This window comes from Pseudomonas sp. LBUM1640, from assembly GCF_059716225.1.
The window spans coordinates 920,831-936,787 of the sequence record NZ_CP166816.1 but is presented as its reverse complement, the minus strand read 5'-3'; the positions used below and the strand labels follow the sequence as shown (position 1 = coordinate 936,787).

The following is a 15,957-nucleotide window of genomic DNA, read 5'->3' as shown; positions in this document are numbered from 1 at the left end:
GTAATCGAAAAGTTGACAATATCGACAACTTTAAGCCTGATACGATAACGCTGAATATTACCCGTGCACGTACTGATATCGCTGTAGCACTGAGCGCCGCTGATGACGTTTTACCGTTGTTGATGTCGTCCTAGGAATATAAGCGTAGATAAAAACAGGCGAAAAAAAGAAAGCTGCTCAAGGCGGCGTCTTATTTGCGGATGCAGAACGACTGGTAGTGTTTGGGAACAACTCTGTGCCCGAGACAGGAATCGAACCTGCGACCTTCGCGTTACGAGTGCGCTGCTCTACCGGCTGAGCTACACGGGCGGTGGGCTAAAGCTAGCACCGCATTGGGCATGCGGCAACTAACTCGCCTACCGCCCAGCGGCCATCAGGCCCCGTCGGCGCCGCAGCCCTTGGCGACGTATTGCGCCTCGGCGTTGGTGGCGCACTTCCAGCCCGTGGTGGCGCTGCGCGTCAACGTGATGGTCTTGCCCAGCACGGGCGCAGGTGCATCCAGGATTTCACAGCTGATGGAGCCGGCGCCGGTCGCCACATCGCCTGCCACGTCGATCTTGCAATTGGCGGTGGAGCTGATGCCACCGATCAACTCCAGGGTCGGCACCGTGCCCTGGTTGAGGGTGTCCTCGAAACCGGCCTTCAACGCGGCGATTTCAGCCAACCCCGCGGTGAACTTGGCCTTGGCCTGGTGCTTGGTGTACAGCGGCAAACACACGGTGGCCAAAATGCCGATGATTGCCACGACGATCAATAACTCAATCAAGGTAAAGCCTTTCTGACGCATCACTTTCACTCTCCAGATATAGAACCCATAACAAGGCGCGTCCTGCGCCCCGCATTGTGCAGCGGCGCCAGTGTACTCATCCGCGAGCGGCCAATCGCGTGCAAGACGCACAATCTGACATTTTATCGTGCGCCGCCAGCCTGTCCGATTCCCGCACCTGACTAAGCTATAAATCTTCAACGACCTGCGTGCGGAAACGTGACATGAATGACGCTGCAACGATCTACGCCTGGGAAGGCATCAACCGCAAAGGGCTCAGGGTGTCCGGGCAAACCGTCGGCCAAAACCTGGCGCTGATCAAGGCCCAGTTGCGCCAGCAAGGGATCTGCCCCGGCCGTGTGCGCAAGAAGACCACACGCCTGCCACGCTTCGCGCCGCCGATTAAACCTGCCGATATTGCCTTGTTCACCCGCCAGCTGGCGACATTGCTGAAGGCCGGCATCCCCTTGCTGCAAGCCTTCGACATTATCCGTGAAGGCTTCGATAACCGCCTGATGCGCGAGCTGGTCAGGGCCTTGAAACAGGAGATCGCCGCCGGCAACAACCTCGCAGCAGCGCTACGCAAGCAACCACGCTACTTCGATGACCTGTATTGCAACCTGGTTGCAGCCGGTGAGCAGGCCGGCGCACTGGAAACCCTGCTGGAACGGCTGGCGGTACACCTGGAGAAAAGCCAGCAGCTCAAGGCACGCATCAAGAAGGCCATGACCTACCCTATCGCCGTCATCGTGGTCGCCTGCCTGGTCAGCAGCGTCCTGCTGATCCACGTGGTGCCGCAGTTCCAGAACCTGTTTGCAGGGGGCGACGGAAAACTGCCCGGCCTTACCTTGAAAGTGATTGCCCTGTCCGAATTCCTGCAGCACGCCTGGTGGATGCTCGCGCTCGGCCTGGCTGCCGCCCTTGCCAGCCTGCGCCAGGCCTACCGAGCAGTTCCAGTTTTTCGCCGCTGGCTGGATACCGGTTTGTTGAACGCGCCCCTGGCAGGCACACTGCTGAAAAAATCCGCCGTCGCCCGCTATGCCCGCACACTCTCAACGACCTTTGCAGCGGGCGTGCCCTTGGTGCAGGCGCTGGACTCCGTGGCGGGCGCGGTAGGTAATGGGTTGTTCAAACAGGCGATCGAGCATATGCGTCACGATGTATCCACAGGCATGCAGTTGCATCAATCCATGGCCAGCAAGGGGCTGTTTCCCGCCATGGCAATCCAGATGACCGCGATCGGCGAAGAGTCGGGCACCCTGGACACCATGCTGGAAAAAGTCGCCAATCACTACGAGGCCGACGTGGACAACCTGGTCGACAACCTCACCAGCCTGATGGAGCCACTGATCATGCTGGTATTGGGTGGCATTGTCGGCGTCTTGGTCATCGCCATGTACCTGCCGGTATTCCAGCTGGGGTCGGCATTTTGAGCCTGCTGCTGGGTGAACAACCCTGGATTTTTGTCGGGATAGCGCTGTTGCTCGGCCTGATCGTCGGCAGTTTCCTCAATGTGCTGGTGTGGCGCCTGCCGAAGATGCTCGAGCGCGAATGGCGCGGCCAAGCCCAGGAAGTGCTCGGTTTACCTGCCGACCCTGCGGGCCCCATTTACAACCTGATGCACCCCAATTCCAGTTGCCCGCAGTGCCACCAACCGATTCGTGCCTGGGAAAATATTCCACTGCTCAGTTACCTGCTACTCAAAGGGCGTTGCGCCCATTGCCGTGAGCCGATCGGTGCCCGCTACCCCTTCACCGAGCTGGCCTGTGCGCTGATTTCGGCCACCGTTGCCTGGCATTTCGGCTTCGGCTGGCAAGCCGGTGCGGTGCTGCTGCTGAGTTGGGGGTTGCTGGCGATGAGCCTGATCGATGTGGATCATCAAAGACTGCCGGACGTATTGGTACTGCCGCTGTTATGGCTGGGTTTGATGCTTAACAGTGCTGACTTGCTGGCGACACTGCCTGACGCGCTCTGGGGCGCGATCATTGGGTACATGAGCTTGTGGACGGTGTTCTGGCTGTTCAAGGTGATCACCGGCAAGGACGGCATGGGCTATGGCGACTTCAAGTTATTGGCCCTGCTCGGCGCCTGGGGTGGCTGGCAGATTCTGCCGATGACGCTGCTGATATCCTCGCTGCTCGGGGTGCTCGCCGGGCTGATCCTGATGCGCTTGCGCAAGCTCCAGGCGTCGATACCGATGCCGTTTGGTCCGTGCCTGGCGATTGCTGGCTGGATTGCATTGCTCTGGGGTGGTCAAATAACCGACTTCTATTTGCAGTCTGTCGGTTTCAGATGACCACTTCTGTTGCAACACCCTGGATTCTAGGCCTCACCGGCGGCATCGGCAGCGGTAAAAGCGCGGCGGCCCAGCACTTTATGGACTTGGGCATCGACTTGGTCGACGCCGACCATGCCGCCCGCTGGGTGGTTGAGCCTGGCCGGCCGGCACTGACGCAGATCGCCGAGCACTTCGGTGCAGGCGTGCTGCTGCCCGACGGCCAGCTCGACCGCGCCGCGTTGCGCAAGCTGATCTTTGAAGTACCCGAAGAGCGCCGCTGGCTGGAAGCCTTGCTGCACCCGCTGATTGGTGAGGAAATTCGCAGCCACCTGGCGCGCGCCCGGTCGCCTTACGCGATCCTGGTGTCGCCGCTGCTGATCGAGTCCGGCCAGTACAGCATGACCCAGCGCATCCTGGTGATCGACGTGCCGCAATCGCTGCAGATTCAGCGTACCCTGCAGCGCGACGGCATCAGCGAACAGCAGGTGCAGGCGATTCTGAAGGCTCAGTCCAGCCGTGAAGACCGCCTGAACCATGCCGATGACGTGCTGGTCAATGACCAGGACCTTGCCTGGCTGCACAGCGAGGTCGAGCGACTGCACCACTTTTACCTTACTTTGCGTGGAGGCCGATCATGAGCCAACCTATGACCGTCGACTGTCCAACCTGCGGTGCACCCGTGGAATGGAAAACAGACAACGCCAACCGGCCGTTCTGCTCGGACCGTTGCAAACTTATCGACCTGGGCGCCTGGGCGTCGGAAGAACACAAGATTCCGGTCAGCCCGGATGCCGAGGACGACCTGTTCTCCGAAGACCTGCCGCCGCGCCACTAAGGCCGCATAAAGGCGTATTCCTGCTGGTCGTCGAGGTTTTCTGCAAGGTATTGCAGCTCGTCGGCCAGGTCTTCGAAACTGCGCACGCCCTTGCTCTGCTGCACCACTGCGCTGAGCATGGCGCGCAAGGTCAAGCCTGGGTCAAATCCGATTTCCTGTGCGGCGTCCTGGCTTCTGCTTAACTCCTGCCGTGCCCATTCGTACACACTCATGCCTAAAGCCCCTTAAAGAATTTCGCAGAGCATGGGCCTGCGCAGGTGCCCGGGAATTGATCTGGATCAACGCCGCGAATCGTCATCCTTCCACGGTGCCGACAAGTAGCGCGTGCGGTTAAAGGTCTCCAACCATTCAGGGCAGAACACCACCAGGGCGCTGATGACCATGCCGTTGATGAAGGCCTCGGGAAAGATGATCAGCCATAGGTAGCCGACAAAATCCTCCAGCCATTCCGGCATCGCGAAACGGCCGTCGAACCACAGCAGGCCCAATGCCGCCAACAGGCAAAGCAGCGCCGACAGCGCCGCGGCAAAAAAGCCCGAGCAGAAGATATACACAAAGGGATTGCGTGGCTGTGCCCGCTCGACCAGCACCGCGCAAGCCTCGGTTACCAGCACCGGCAGCACGATCAGCAATAAGCCATTAATGCCGACAGCAGCAAGATCCTGACGCCCCAACACCACCAGACCAACCTGCGCTGCCAACCCTGCGACAATTGCCAAGGGCCAATCGAGCAGCAGGGTCACGGCGGTCATTCCGATAAAGTGGTAGGAAACGCCGGTATCAAAATCCCGCCGTACCAGCCACAACATGAACAACGCGAACACCGTGCCAAACAGCAAATGCTGACGCCGACGGTCGGCAAACAGCTCGACCCACGGCGAACGCAGGACCGCCCAGATCACCAGCGGCGCATACAACAGCCAGCCGATGCTGAGGGTTTGCGGCGCCAGCACGGCGGCGCTGATCACGGCTTCACCTGCTCCAGCGCCTGGCGCAACTCGGCGGCGGAGCTGTATTCGTGTTGCGCGCTCAACTTGCCGTTATCGAGTTGCAGCCACAGCACCTTATCCACAGCCCCCGGGTAACGCGGGGCAATACGCGCGTCGCGGTCGAGCATGACCCGGTAGTTGTAGGCTTGCATGGCCGGCACGGCGAACAGCTTGGCGATCAGCCGGGGCATGCGCTGGATATCGGCGACAAACACCGCATGCCGCCCTTCGAGATAGCCCTTGGGCTGGCCTTGCAGCGCCGCGTCTACCCGCTTGGCTGCGTCCATACTGCGCGCGACCAGCAGAATCTGCGCCTGATCATCCAGGGTGTAGGCCCGGTCGAACTGGTCGAGCAAGGTCCACGGCGCCACGCGCTCACCGACTTCGATGGCTTGGGCCCACAAGGGTAAAAGGCTTAAAAACAGCACCACGAAAAACTTCACCACAGACTCCTTGGTTCGGATGACAGTCGAATAGCCAGTCTACACCGGCGTTTTAAAGCAGGACTTCCTGCGGTCATCATTTGGGCGCTAAGCTGCAAATATGGATGACTCAGATTACTTGCGCCTGCTCACCGTAGCAGCCGAACAAGCCAACGCGTTCCTGTCCAATGCCCGCAAATGGGAGCGTGAGCGTTGGGTCTGCCAGCGCCTGCTGCAAGGCTTGAATGTGCCCTACCGGGCCGAAGAGTTTCATGCCGCCGGCCAAGAGCCGCCGGACGTGCTGTTTCGCGACGCCAGTTTCGAGGTGTTTTTCGTACTGGATGAAGGCCGACGCCTGAACGACGAATGGCGCGATGAACTGCTGCGCCGACGCAGCGCGTTTTCCTTGAGCCAATTGGTACGGCGCGAAGCCAAGCCGCGGCGTATCCCCGCCCATGAGTTCCTGCTGCGCCTGGCGCCGACGCTGCGCAAGAAAGCGCATAACTATAAAGAGCGCGGCATGGACCTGGGCGAGCTGGACCTCATCGCCTTCACCAGCCTCAAGCGCGAAGTGCTGGACCTCAACAGCCACTTCCCGCCACCCACCGAATACCTGCGCCAAGGTTGGCGCTCATTGTCCCTGGTAGGGCCGACCTTTGCCCGTGTGCTGTTCGCCCACCCCGATGCACCGGACTTCTTGCGCAACAACCTGGGGCGCAGCATAGTATTCGACGTGGGCATCAGCCTGTGACGCGGGCACAGGCTACGCTTGTGGCGATGCCGCCAATCTCCTGACTGTAACGTGGCGCCCTTTTGCAACGTCTACCTGACGAGGCCTTTATGACCAGCCGCCTGAACCCCGATGACCAACAGCATGTCGAAGAGTACCTGCAACTCTCCCAGAACCAAGTCGAGCGCAAGCCTTTCCGGCCATGGCTGCTCCTTGGTGTGGTGCTGGTAGTGGTGATCGGGCTCGGTCTGCTGAGCCGCCTTTTGAGTTACCTGACGCTATGAGCTGCCTGGCGCTCGCGGGGGTAACTGCTCCGATTTCTTTTAGCCTTGCGAGATATCCCCATGACCCATCGTATTATTATCGTCGGCGGCGGCGCCGGCGGCCTGGAGTTGGCTACCCGCCTGGGTAAGACTCTGGGCAAGCGCGGCACCGCCAGCATTACGCTGGTGGACGCCAACCTGACCCATATCTGGAAGCCGTTGCTGCACGAGGTAGCTGCCGGGTCGCTGAACTCTTCGGAAGACGAACTCAATTATGTCGCCCAGGCCAAATGGAACCACTTCGAGTTCCAGCTGGGGCGCATGAGCGGGCTCGACCGTGAACAGAAGAAAATCCAGCTGGCCGCCACCCTTGATGAAGAAGGCCGCGAACTGGTGCCTGCGCGCGTGCTGGGCTATGACAGCCTGGTGATTGCGGTCGGCAGCACCACCAATGATTTCGGCACCGAGGGCGCGGCGCAACACTGCCTGTTCCTCGACACGCGCAAGCAGGCCGAGCGTTTCCACCAGCAATTGCTCAACCACTACCTGCGCGCCCATGCCGGGCAGACCGATACGATTGAACAAATCAGCGTCGCCATCGTGGGCGCCGGTGCCACCGGTGTCGAGCTGGCCGCCGAGCTGCATAACGCAGCCCATGAGCTGGCGGCTTATGGCCTGGACCGGATCAAACCGGAAAACATGCACATCACCCTGATCGAAGCCGGCCCACGGGTATTGCCCGCGCTGCCCGAGCGGATCGGCGGGCCGGTGCATAAAACCCTGGAAAAACTCGGGGTCACCGTGCTGACCAACTCGGCGGTCAGCGAAGTGACGGCTGACGCGCTGATCACCAGCAGCGGCCAGGTCATCCCGGCCAGTCTCAAGGTGTGGGCGGCCGGTATTCGCGCGCCGGGGTTCCTCAAGGATATCGATGGCCTGGAAACCAACCGCATCAACCAGCTTCAAGTGCTGCCGACACTGCAGACTACCCGCGACGAAAATATCTTCGCCTTCGGCGACTGCGCCGCCTGCCCGCAACCGGGCACCGACCGTAACGTACCGCCACGCGCCCAGGCGGCTCACCAGCAGGCTTCGCTGCTGGCCAAGTCGCTGAAGCTGCGAATCGAGGGCAAGGACCTGCCGTCCTACAAGTACACCGACTACGGTTCGCTGATTTCGCTGTCGCGGTTCTCGGCGGTGGGTAACTTGATGGGCAACCTCACCGGCAGCGTGATGCTCGAAGGCTGGCTGGCGCGGATGTTCTATGTGTCGCTGTATCGCATGCACCAGATGGCGCTGTACGGTTTTTTCCGCACGGCAATGCTGATGTTGGGCAGCAAGATTGGGCGCGGGACCGAGCCGAGGCTCAAACTGCACTGATCGACTGAACAGCAGCAAAAAAAATCCCCCTATCGAGCGATAGGGGGATTTTTTATTGGGCTAAATCTGCTGGTAGAACTCGGCCATATAGTCGACAAAGGCCCGCACTTTGGGCGCCAAGTGCCGGGACTGTGGATAGAGTGCGTAATAGTGCCGCTCGCCCAAGGCGTAGCTGGGCAGAATGCGCACCAACAGGCCCTGCGTCAGATCATTGTGCACGGTGGCCTGAGTGAAACATGCAATGCCGGCCCCGGCCAAGGTTGCCGCGTGCAGCGCACTGATGGTGTTGGTGCTGAACCGCCCCGATGGGGTGATATTGACCACCGCGCCACGTGCCGCGCTCAACGCCCAATCCGAAGACGCCCCCAGGAAAGTCAGCAAGCGATGCTTGTCGAGCTCCTGGGCCGAACGCGGCAAACCATGGCGACCGATGTAACCCGCCGAAGCCACCAGGACCAGACTGGAAACCGTCAACGTGCGGGCAATCAATGATGTATCCGCCAGGGCGCTGGCAATGCGTATCGCGACATCAAAGCCGTCAGCAACCAAGTCGACGAACTGATCATCACAGCATAACTCCAGCTCAATATCGGGATAGCGTCGCTGAAAGCCCGGCAGCCAGTGCGCAAGGTCCAAGGTCCCCACCACCAACGGCACACTGACTCTCAGCACGCCGGCGGGGCGTTGGTGCCCGTGGGCGATGGCCTGGGATGCCGCGTCGATACGATCGAGGATATCCACACACGCCGCGTAGTACTGCTCCCCGGCCGACGTCAGACTAAAGCGCCGCGTATTGCGGTTGATCAACTGGGCGCCCAGTTCAATTTCCAGCTGCTGCAACTGCCGAGATATCGTCGAGTGCGTGGTGTCCAGGCGCTCTGCTGCGGCAGAAAAGCCTTTGGCGTCGACGATGCACCGAAAGGCGCGCATGGCGGATAACTGGTTCATGCAACGGGCGTCCCAGCGAGTTGGGGGAAATCAGTTAACCGGCAAAGCGATAATTTGCGTGGTGGTCAGTACCGAACCGAACGTGTCTTCGATTTCAGCCAGCGCCGAGTTGTGCAACTCATCCTTGGTTACCGAGCGGCCATCGGCGCGGGTAATCGCCCGGGTGGCACTGGCATCGGATGCTACCACAACGTCATAACCCAACGGCGCGGCATCCCGGGCGGCGCCAGCGACACAGGCGTGGGTCATCAGGCCACTGATAATGAGGGTCTTGATGCCGGCTTTTTTCAATTGCGCATCCAGGTCGGTGCTGGCGAATACGCTGACTGTGGTCTTCTGCACGAGTGTGTCTTGCGGGCGAGGCTTCATCAGTGGGTGAAAATCAACGGTCTTGCCGTTCTTGGCAAATACCGCGGCGTCATCCGGGGCGATGTGCTGCACGTGAATGACCTGAATTTTTTGCTCGTCGGCAAACTTGATCAGGCGCTGGGTATTTTCCAGGGCCTTCATACCGTCCGGGATCGGCATGCGACCGGTGAAGTACTCGTTCTGGAAGTCGATCACCACCAAGGCGGTGGTTTTCGGGTCCAGGCGGTCGGTCGGCTTGGCGCCCAGCATGGCGCGAATGGTCGGCTGTTTATTGGTAGCTGGCTCAGCGGCGACCGCGAATTGGCCGAACCCCATCATCATGCCAAGGCCAACGAGGGTGGACTTGAGCAACGCAGGCAAGGAACGGACGGGTTGAGCGGCAATGGCGAGGGTCATGATGCGAATTCCTTTGGGTGAGTAAATTGACGAGGCCCAGTCTAGGAAGACTCGACCTGCGCACCAACGCACCAATCAGCACAATATCTGTTTGGAATTCGCACAAGTAAGATAAAACCTGCAGGCAAAAAAAATCCCCGTATCTTTCGATACGAGGATTTTTAATATGGTCGGGGTAAGGGGATTCGAACTCCTGACATCCTGCTCCCAAAGCAGGCGCGCTACCGGACTGCGCTATACCCCGGTAAAAAAAAGGCGACCTTTCAGTCGCCTTCTTCGATCATGGCTTTTGGCCTCTGATCTTAAGATTCGATTCCAGCGTTAACTGGTCTCAAAAATGGTGGGTCGTGTGGGATTCGAACCTACGACCAATTGGTTAAAAGCCAACTGCTCTACCAACTGAGCTAACGACCCAAAAATGGTCGGGGTAAGGGGATTCGAACTCCTGACATCCTGCTCCCAAAGCAGGCGCGCTACCGGACTGCGCTATACCCCGGTTTTGAAATTGGCTCCGTGACCAGGACTCGAACCTGGGACCCAATGATTAACAGTCATTTGCTCTACCGACTGAGCTATCACGGAACTACATATTTCAAATGTACAACTTTTACTACGATGTAACCTTCTCTTCGACCCGTCCGTATCGCTACGTTCATGTCTCTGAGGCGCGCTATTCTACAATCTTAAAAACCCCTGTCAACCCTTTAAATTGCTTTTAAGACAATGATTTGCGCTTCTTTCTGATTTCTTCTTGGGGAGAAGAAACCCGTGGGCTGACGTTGCTGCGGGGCGCACTTTACAAGCCTTTGCCTTACAGTTCAACGCCCTATCGAAAAAAAAGGCCCCGCAATGCGGGGCCTCCTCTTATCGCCATACAGGCTGGGCTTAGTGGAAGACGATTTCGTCGTTTTCCACCGTGGCCGCGACGCTGGTCCCCGGCATGAAGCTGCCCGACAGGATCAACTGCGCCAGCGGGTTCTCGATCCAGCGCTGGATCGCACGTTTGAGAGGCCGTGCGCCATACACCGGGTCGTAACCCACCGCGATCAGCTTGTCCAACGCCTCGCTGCTCAGTTCCAGGTCCAGCTCGCGCTCGGCCAGACGGCTGCGCAGGCGGCCCAACTGGATCTCGGTGATGCCCGCGATCTGATCCCGCGCCAAAGGCTCGAAGATCACCACTTCATCGACCCGGTTGATAAATTCCGGGCGGAAGTGCGAGGTCAGCGCATCCATGACCGCAGCGCGCTGCGCCTCACGATCGCCTACCAGCTCCTGGATCTGCGAAGAGCCCAGGTTGGAGGTCATCACGATCACCGTGTTGCGAAAATCCACGGTACGCCCGTGGCTGTCCGTCAGACGGCCATCTTCCAGCACTTGCAGCAAGATGTTGAATACATCCGGGTGAGCCTTCTCGACCTCGTCCAGCAGGATCACCGAGTAAGGCTTACGCCGCACGGCTTCGGTCAGGTAACCGCCCTCCTCGTAGCCCACGTAGCCTGGTGGGGCACCAATCAAGCGCGCCACCGAGTGTTTCTCCATGAATTCGGACATATCGATCCGCACCATGGCCTCTTCAGTATCAAACAGGAACTCGGCCAACGCCTTGCATAGCTCGGTCTTACCCACGCCGGTCGGGCCGAGGAACATGAACGAGCCGCTTGGACGGTTCGGGTCAGACAAGCCAGCCCGGGAACGCCGCACCGCGTTGGACACCGCCACCACCGCCTCTTCCTGGCCGATGACGCGCTGGTGCAACAGGCTTTCCATTTTCAGCAGCTTGTCACGCTCGCCTTCGAGCATTTTCGACACAGGGATACCGGTCCACTTCGAGACGACTTCGGCGATTTCTTCCTCGGTCACCTTGCTGCGCAGCAACTGGTTTTCGCTTTTACCGTGCTGGTCGACCATCTGCAGGCTGCGCTCCAGGTCCGGGATCACCCCGTACTGCAACTCGGCCATGCGGTTCAGGTCGCCTTTACGGCGTGCGGCTTCCAGCTCCTGGCGGGACTGCTCGATCTTTTGTTGGATCTGCGCAGAACCCTGCACTTCGGCTTTTTCCGAGGTCCAGATTTCTTCGAGGTCCGAATATTCACGCTCCAGCCGCACGATTTCTTCCTGGAGTTTTTCCAGGCGTTTCTTCGCGGCTTCGTCCTCTTCCTTTTTCAGGGCCTGAGATTCGACTTTCAGTTGAATCAGGCGTCGATCCAGGCGGTCGAGCACTTCCGGCTTGGAGTCGATCTCCATGCGAATTCGGCTGGCCGCTTCGTCGATCAGGTCGATGGCCTTGTCCGGCAACTGACGGTCGGTGATATAGCGATGGCTCAATTTGGCCGCCGCAATAATCGCACCGTCAGTGATCGCCACTTTATGGTGGACCTCATAGCGCTCTTTCAGGCCACGCAGGATTGCGATGGTGTCTTCTTCGCTCGGTTCTTCCACCAGCACTTTCTGGAAACGACGCTCAAGGGCGGCGTCCTTTTCAATGTACTGGCGGTATTCGTTGAGCGTGGTCGCGCCAACGCAATGCAACTCACCCCGAGCCAGTGCTGGCTTGAGCATGTTGCCCGCATCCATTGAGCCTTCGCCTTTACCGGCGCCGACCATGGTGTGCAGTTCGTCGATAAACAGAATGATCTGCCCGTCCTGCTTCGACAGCTCATTGAGCAGGGATTTCAGGCGTTCTTCGAACTCGCCACGGAACTTGGCACCGGCGATCAGCGAGCCCATGTCCAAAGACAACAGACGCTTGCCTTTAAGGCCGTCCGGCACCTCACCATTAATGATGCGCTGGGCCAGGCCCTCGGCAATCGCGGTTTTACCCACGCCAGGCTCGCCGATCAACACCGGGTTGTTCTTGGTACGACGTTGCAGCACCTGGATGGTGCGACGAATTTCGTCGTCACGGCCGATCACCGGGTCAAGCTTGCCTTCTTCGGCACGCTTGGTCAGGTCGACGGTGTATTTGTCCAGGGCCTGGCGCGACTCCTCGTGATTGGGGTCGTTTACTGCCTCACCGCCACGCAGGTTGTTGATGGCGTTTTCCAGGGCTTTTTTGCTCACGCCCTGGCCCAGCAACAATTTGCCAAGCTTGCTGTTGTCGTCCATCGCGGCGAGCAGCACCAGTTCGCTGGAGATGAACTGGTCACCTTTCTGCTGGGCCAGGCGATCCGCCTGGTTGAGCAGGCGCGCCAAGTCCTGCGACATGTTCACGTCGCCGGTCGGGTTTTGGATTTTCGGCAGTTGGTCGAGCTCTTTGCTCAACTCCTTGCGCAGGCTGTTGACGTCAAAGCCCACCTGCATCAGCAAGGGCTTGATAGAACCACCTTGCTGTTCCAGGAGCGCCTGCATCAAGTGCGCAGGCTCGATGGCCGGGTGGTCGAGGCCCACCGCCAAGGATTGAGAGTCTGATAAGGCCAATTGCAACTTGCTGGTTAAACGATCAATACGCATTAGTCACCTTCCTTTTGAGCAGGCCGGAGCTATAAAACATCCTGAATGAAGAAACCTGCCAGATACCCCTATAGATGGGGTGGATTCTGCAAGATTCAAGCGGGTTATCGTTGATGTGGATCAGCATTGATCCAGGTCAGGAGAGTCTAGCGGTCAAGCCAGATCAGGGAGGCAAACCGACCGGTGCGAGGGCTGCGGCGGTAAGAAAAGAAGCGTGGGTCGGTCACGGTGCAGAACCCGCCACCATACACAGCGGTGACGCCGCGAGCGGCCAGGCGCAGGCGCGCCAGCTGATAGATGTCAGCCATGTACTTGCCGGGGTTGTGGCTTGGGGCGAAGGCCTCGGCAGTCATCGGCAATGGCTGCATAAAGGCTTCGCGTACTTCCGGGCCGACTTCAAAGGCTTGCGGGCCGATGGCCGGGCCCAGCCAGACCAAGACTTCGCCGGGCTCGGACGCCAGGCTTTCGAGTGCAGCCTCAAGCACGCCTGCCGCCAAGCCACGCCAACCGGCATGGGCGGCGGCCACGCGAGTGCCGGCACGATTGCAGAACAATGCGGGCAAGCAATCGGCAGTCATCGAGGTGCAGGCGATACCTGGCGTGCTGGTCCAACTGCCATCGGCTTCGGCAATGCGCGATGGGTCAGCCTCGACCACGGTTGTCCCGTGGACCTGGCGCAACCAGGCAGGCTGAATATCGAAGGCATCGGTAAGACGGCGGCGATTTTCAAGGACGGCCTCAAGGCGGTCCTCGACATGATCGCCCAGGTTGAGGCTGTCGAACGGCGCCAGACTGACGCCGCCCGCACGGGTAGTGACGCAGGCCTTCACCTGATCCGGCGCGGGCCAGTCAGGAATCAGCCAGTCACTCATCCGATAAACGCCTCGCGATCCTGCTTGAGCAGCGACAACAACCAGACCAAATCGTCTGGAAGAGGCGATTCCCAGCTCATCCGCTTACCGCTCGTCGGATGATCCAGCTCCAGGAAGCGTGCATGCAGTGCCTGGCGCGGGAAGGATTTCAGCGATTCAACCATGGTCTGGCTCGCCGCCGGCGGAATACGGAAGCGACCGCCGTAGGCCGGATCTCCGACCAACGGGAAGTTAATATGCGCCATGTGCACGCGAATCTGGTGCGTACGACCGGTTTCCAGCTTGACCCGCACGTGAGTGTGGGAGCGGAAACGCTCGAGTACACGGTAGTGGCTGACGGCCTGCTTGCCGCCCTCCATTACCGCCATACGCTGGCGCTGCTGGCCGTGGCGGCCGATAGGGGCGTTGATCTTGCCACCCGCCACCACCACGCCGATCACGATGCATTCGTAGATCCGGCTGACGCTGCGGCTCTGCAATTGTGTGACCAACTGCGTCTGGGCCTGGATAGTCTTGGCCACCACCATCAAACCGGTGGTGTCCTTGTCCAGGCGGTGCACGATGCCGCAGCGCGGGACATTGATGATGTCCGGCACGTGGTGCAACAGGGCATTGAGCAGGGTGCCATCAGCGTGCCCGGCCGCCGGGTGAACCACCAGGCCTGCGGGTTTATTGATGACCAGGATGTCGTCGTCTTCATAGACGATATCCAGCTCGATGTCCTGGGCGACCCATTCTCCCTGGGCTTCCTGCTCGGCAGTCAGCTCAAGAATCGCACCGCCATGAACTATGTCTCGCGGGCGGATAACCGCTCCATCCACAGTCAGGCGGCCGTCTTTGATCCAGGCGGAAAGGCGCGAGCGCGAGTGCTCAGCGAATAATTGTGCGGCGACTTGATCGAGGCGTTGGCCGCCCAATTCGGACGGCACCTCTGCGCGAAGTTCAATTTTATCGGACATGCTCAGACTAGGCGTGGCACAGCCTTTGGTTTCGGCTGCGCGCTTGTGGTTAAATACGGCGTCTTTTGCCCCGAGGCTTTCAACGGGGCGCTCATCATAACAGGACGGCCCCGCCCAAGACAGCGGCCGTCATAGGGACGCAAGCCGCCATGCAAGTGAAACACCTGCTGCTGATCGCCATCCTCGCCATGACTGCTGCTTGCTCGTCAACAAAGGAAGTCGTCGACGAAAACCTGAGCGAAGTCGAGCTGTATCAATTAGCTCAAAAAGACTTGGACAATAATAGCTACACCAGTGCCACAGCCAAGCTGAAGGCCCTGGAGTCGCGCTATCCGTTCGGGCGCTACGCCGACCAGGCACAGCTCGAGCTGATCTACGCCAACTACAAGAACGCCGAGCCGGAAGCTGCCAAGTCCGCCGCCGAGCGTTTTATCCGCCTGCACCCGCAGCACCCGAACGTGGACTACGCCTACTACATGAAGGGCCTGACCTCGTTCGACCAGGACGTTGGCCTGCTGGCGCGCTTCCTGCCGCTGGACATGACCAAGCGTGACCCGGGCGCTGCCCGCGACTCCTACAACGAGTTCGCCCAGCTGACCAGCCGCTACCCCAACAGCCGCTACGCGCCGGACGCCAAGCAGCGCATGATCTACCTGCGCAACCTGCTGGCTTCCTACGAGATTCACGTGGCGCACTACTACCTGACCCGTCAGGCGTACGTGGCAGCCGCCAACCGTGGCCGCTATGTAGTGGAAAACTTCCAGGAAACCCCATCCGTGGGTGACGGCCTGGCAGTGATGACCGAGGCTTACCAGCGCCTGCACCTGGACGCCCTGGCGACCACCAGCCTGGAAACCCTGAAACTCAACTACCCGGATCACCCAAGCCTGAAGGACGGCCAGTTCGTGCCTCAGGTGGCTGAAGCGGACAACCGTTCGTGGCTGAGCAAGTACACCCTGGGCCTGATCGAATCCCGTCCACCGCTGCCGCCGGGCGAAACCCGCGCCAACCAGGACGTGATGAAGCAGTTCCAGGACGCGAAGGAGTCGATTCCTTCGGAGCTCAAGCCGCACGACGAAAACGGCGACGTGATCGAAGAGCAGGAGCCAGAGGCCTTGGGCAACAACCAGGACCGCTCGTGGTTCAGCTACATGACCTTCGGTGTGTTCGACTGATTGTTCGACGCAACGCAAAAAGGGAGCCCCTCGGGGCTCCCTTTTTTATGGGCCAGCATTATTGCGCTGTGCGCCTGCTACGTCCTTGGCTAAACTGGCGCATTCCTTGTCGAGAAACTGCCCAT

General features: G+C 59.7%; 17 protein-coding genes and 5 tRNA genes. 8 read left to right on the top strand and 14 right to left on the bottom strand.

Translation table 11 applies throughout. The annotated features are described in order from the left end of the window. Nucleotides 1-236: 236 nt before the first annotated feature. Nucleotides 237-309: transfer RNA gene (locus ACA065_RS04150), tRNA-Thr, on the bottom strand. Nucleotides 310-373: 64 nt separating this feature from the next. Beyond that, the gene (locus ACA065_RS04145; protein ID WP_497695295.1) at nucleotides 374-787 is read right to left on the bottom strand and encodes a pilin; all 414 of its coding nucleotides are present in this window, start codon (nucleotides 785-787) and stop codon (nucleotides 374-376) included. Between the two features lie 203 nt (nucleotides 788-990). On the opposite strand from ACA065_RS04145, the gene ACA065_RS04140 reads away from it, so the two are divergent. The 4 genes from ACA065_RS04140 to yacG are packed head-to-tail and all read left to right on the top strand — an operon-like array spanning nucleotide 991 to nucleotide 3,879. Further along, nucleotides 991-2,199: a type II secretion system F family protein gene (locus tag ACA065_RS04140; protein WP_497693431.1), complete on the top strand. Its 1,209-nt coding sequence runs from the start codon at nucleotides 991-993 to the stop codon at nucleotides 2,197-2,199. Next, nucleotides 2,196-3,062, top strand: a complete 867-nt coding sequence (locus tag ACA065_RS04135) for a prepilin peptidase (RefSeq protein ID WP_497693430.1) — start codon at nucleotides 2,196-2,198, stop codon at nucleotides 3,060-3,062. Before ACA065_RS04140 ends, ACA065_RS04135 begins: the two co-directional genes overlap by 4 nt. After that, nucleotides 3,059-3,682, top strand: a complete 624-nt coding sequence (gene coaE, locus ACA065_RS04130; protein WP_497693429.1) for a dephospho-CoA kinase — start codon at nucleotides 3,059-3,061, stop codon at nucleotides 3,680-3,682. Before ACA065_RS04135 ends, coaE begins: the two co-directional genes overlap by 4 nt. Further along, complete coding sequence (gene yacG, locus ACA065_RS04125; protein ID WP_497693428.1) at nucleotides 3,679-3,879, top strand: DNA gyrase inhibitor YacG; 201 nt, start codon at nucleotides 3,679-3,681, stop codon at nucleotides 3,877-3,879. The genes coaE and yacG overlap by 4 nt, the downstream gene beginning before the upstream one ends. Here yacG and ACA065_RS04120 read toward each other — a convergent pair. The 3 genes from ACA065_RS04120 to ACA065_RS04110 all read right to left on the bottom strand — a co-directional run bounded on the left by ACA065_RS04120 (nucleotide 3,876) and on the right by ACA065_RS04110 (nucleotide 5,311). Then, the gene (locus ACA065_RS04120; protein ID WP_497693427.1) at nucleotides 3,876-4,091 is read right to left on the bottom strand and encodes a hypothetical protein; all 216 of its coding nucleotides are present in this window, start codon (nucleotides 4,089-4,091) and stop codon (nucleotides 3,876-3,878) included. The genes yacG and ACA065_RS04120 overlap by 4 nt on opposite strands. 66 nt (nucleotides 4,092-4,157) lie before the next feature. Then, nucleotides 4,158-4,847, bottom strand: a complete 690-nt coding sequence (locus ACA065_RS04115; RefSeq protein WP_497693426.1) for an energy-coupling factor ABC transporter permease — start codon at nucleotides 4,845-4,847, stop codon at nucleotides 4,158-4,160. Continuing rightward, nucleotides 4,844-5,311 (bottom strand): FAD/FMN-containing dehydrogenase, encoded by a 468-nt coding sequence (locus ACA065_RS04110; RefSeq protein ID WP_497693425.1) that lies wholly within the window; start codon nucleotides 5,309-5,311, stop codon nucleotides 4,844-4,846. Before ACA065_RS04110 ends, ACA065_RS04115 begins: the two co-directional genes overlap by 4 nt. A gap of 100 nt (nucleotides 5,312-5,411) precedes the next feature. Here ACA065_RS04110 and ACA065_RS04105 point away from each other — a divergent pair, with 100 nt between their 5' ends. From ACA065_RS04105 to ACA065_RS04095, 3 genes are all read left to right on the top strand, one after another. Further along, complete coding sequence (locus ACA065_RS04105) at nucleotides 5,412-6,041, top strand: DUF1780 domain-containing protein (RefSeq protein WP_083360208.1); 630 nt, start codon at nucleotides 5,412-5,414, stop codon at nucleotides 6,039-6,041. An 89-nt stretch (nucleotides 6,042-6,130) separates the two neighbouring features. After that, complete coding sequence (locus ACA065_RS04100; RefSeq protein WP_048724181.1) at nucleotides 6,131-6,304, top strand: DUF3094 family protein; 174 nt, start codon at nucleotides 6,131-6,133, stop codon at nucleotides 6,302-6,304. Between the two features lie 60 nt (nucleotides 6,305-6,364). Continuing rightward, nucleotides 6,365-7,663 carry an NAD(P)/FAD-dependent oxidoreductase gene (locus ACA065_RS04095; RefSeq protein ID WP_065900570.1) on the top strand — a complete coding sequence of 433 codons (1,299 nt, stop codon included), beginning with the start codon at nucleotides 6,365-6,367 and terminating at the stop codon, nucleotides 7,661-7,663. A gap of 60 nt (nucleotides 7,664-7,723) precedes the next feature. On the opposite strand, the gene ACA065_RS04090 is transcribed toward ACA065_RS04095, so the two are convergent. The 9 genes from ACA065_RS04090 to rluD form a co-directional block, all read right to left on the bottom strand. Beyond that, nucleotides 7,724-8,611: a LysR family transcriptional regulator gene (locus ACA065_RS04090; protein WP_497693424.1), complete on the bottom strand. Its 888-nt coding sequence runs from the start codon at nucleotides 8,609-8,611 to the stop codon at nucleotides 7,724-7,726. A 30-nt stretch (nucleotides 8,612-8,641) separates the two neighbouring features. Next, nucleotides 8,642-9,376 (bottom strand): cysteine hydrolase family protein, encoded by a 735-nt coding sequence (locus ACA065_RS04085; protein ID WP_497693423.1) that lies wholly within the window; start codon nucleotides 9,374-9,376, stop codon nucleotides 8,642-8,644. Nucleotides 9,377-9,543: 167 nt separating this feature from the next. Then, nucleotides 9,544-9,620: transfer RNA gene (locus ACA065_RS04080), tRNA-Pro, on the bottom strand. Nucleotides 9,621-9,714: 94 nt separating this feature from the next. Beyond that, a tRNA-Lys gene (locus tag ACA065_RS04075) sits at nucleotides 9,715-9,790 on the bottom strand. Nucleotides 9,791-9,795: 5 nt separating this feature from the next. Beyond that, nucleotides 9,796-9,872, bottom strand: a tRNA-Pro gene (locus ACA065_RS04070). Nucleotides 9,873-9,882: 10 nt separating this feature from the next. After that, nucleotides 9,883-9,958 (bottom strand) — tRNA-Asn (locus ACA065_RS04065). Between the two features lie 303 nt (nucleotides 9,959-10,261). Further along, nucleotides 10,262-12,826, bottom strand: a complete 2,565-nt coding sequence (gene clpB, locus ACA065_RS04060) for an ATP-dependent chaperone ClpB (protein ID WP_446434647.1) — start codon at nucleotides 12,824-12,826, stop codon at nucleotides 10,262-10,264. Nucleotides 12,827-12,972: 146 nt separating this feature from the next. Continuing rightward, nucleotides 12,973-13,698, bottom strand: coding sequence for a peptidoglycan editing factor PgeF (pgeF, locus tag ACA065_RS04055; RefSeq protein WP_497693422.1), 726 nt, complete (start codon nucleotides 13,696-13,698; stop codon nucleotides 12,973-12,975). Then, entirely contained in the window at nucleotides 13,695-14,657 is a 963-nt protein-coding gene (gene rluD / locus ACA065_RS04050; RefSeq protein WP_005784662.1) for a 23S rRNA pseudouridine(1911/1915/1917) synthase RluD, read from the bottom strand. Before rluD ends, pgeF begins: the two co-directional genes overlap by 4 nt. A 149-nt stretch (nucleotides 14,658-14,806) precedes the next feature. Between rluD and ACA065_RS04045 the strand changes: the two genes are divergently transcribed. Beyond that, nucleotides 14,807-15,832, top strand: coding sequence for an outer membrane protein assembly factor BamD (locus tag ACA065_RS04045; RefSeq protein WP_497693421.1), 1,026 nt, complete (start codon nucleotides 14,807-14,809; stop codon nucleotides 15,830-15,832). Nucleotides 15,833-15,957 lie beyond the last annotated feature (125 nt).

Excerpts from the sequence above, each read along its gene's own strand:
- rluD (WP_005784662.1), bottom strand. The coding sequence starts at position 14,657 with ATGTCCGATAAAATTGAACTTCGCGCAGAGGTGCCGTCCGAATTGGGC.
- ACA065_RS04095 (WP_065900570.1), top strand. The coding sequence starts at position 6,365 with ATGACCCATCGTATTATTATCGTCGGCGGCGGCGCCGGCGGCCTGGAG.
- clpB (WP_446434647.1), bottom strand. The coding sequence starts at position 12,826 with ATGCGTATTGATCGTTTAACCAGCAAGTTGCAATTGGCCTTATCAGAC.
- ACA065_RS04085 (WP_497693423.1), bottom strand. The coding sequence starts at position 9,376 with ATGACCCTCGCCATTGCCGCTCAACCCGTCCGTTCCTTGCCTGCGTTG.
- yacG (WP_497693428.1), top strand. The coding sequence starts at position 3,679 with ATGAGCCAACCTATGACCGTCGACTGTCCAACCTGCGGTGCACCCGTG.
- ACA065_RS04145 (WP_497695295.1), bottom strand. The coding sequence starts at position 787 with ATGCGTCAGAAAGGCTTTACCTTGATTGAGTTATTGATCGTCGTGGCA.
- ACA065_RS04045 (WP_497693421.1), top strand. The coding sequence starts at position 14,807 with ATGCAAGTGAAACACCTGCTGCTGATCGCCATCCTCGCCATGACTGCT.
- ACA065_RS04105 (WP_083360208.1), top strand. The coding sequence starts at position 5,412 with ATGGATGACTCAGATTACTTGCGCCTGCTCACCGTAGCAGCCGAACAA.
- ACA065_RS04100 (WP_048724181.1), top strand. The coding sequence starts at position 6,131 with ATGACCAGCCGCCTGAACCCCGATGACCAACAGCATGTCGAAGAGTAC.
- ACA065_RS04140 (WP_497693431.1), top strand. The coding sequence starts at position 991 with ATGAATGACGCTGCAACGATCTACGCCTGGGAAGGCATCAACCGCAAA.
- pgeF (WP_497693422.1), bottom strand. The coding sequence starts at position 13,698 with ATGAGTGACTGGCTGATTCCTGACTGGCCCGCGCCGGATCAGGTGAAG.
- coaE (WP_497693429.1), top strand. The coding sequence starts at position 3,059 with ATGACCACTTCTGTTGCAACACCCTGGATTCTAGGCCTCACCGGCGGC.
- ACA065_RS04090 (WP_497693424.1), bottom strand. The coding sequence starts at position 8,611 with ATGAACCAGTTATCCGCCATGCGCGCCTTTCGGTGCATCGTCGACGCC.
- ACA065_RS04120 (WP_497693427.1), bottom strand. The coding sequence starts at position 4,091 with ATGAGTGTGTACGAATGGGCACGGCAGGAGTTAAGCAGAAGCCAGGAC.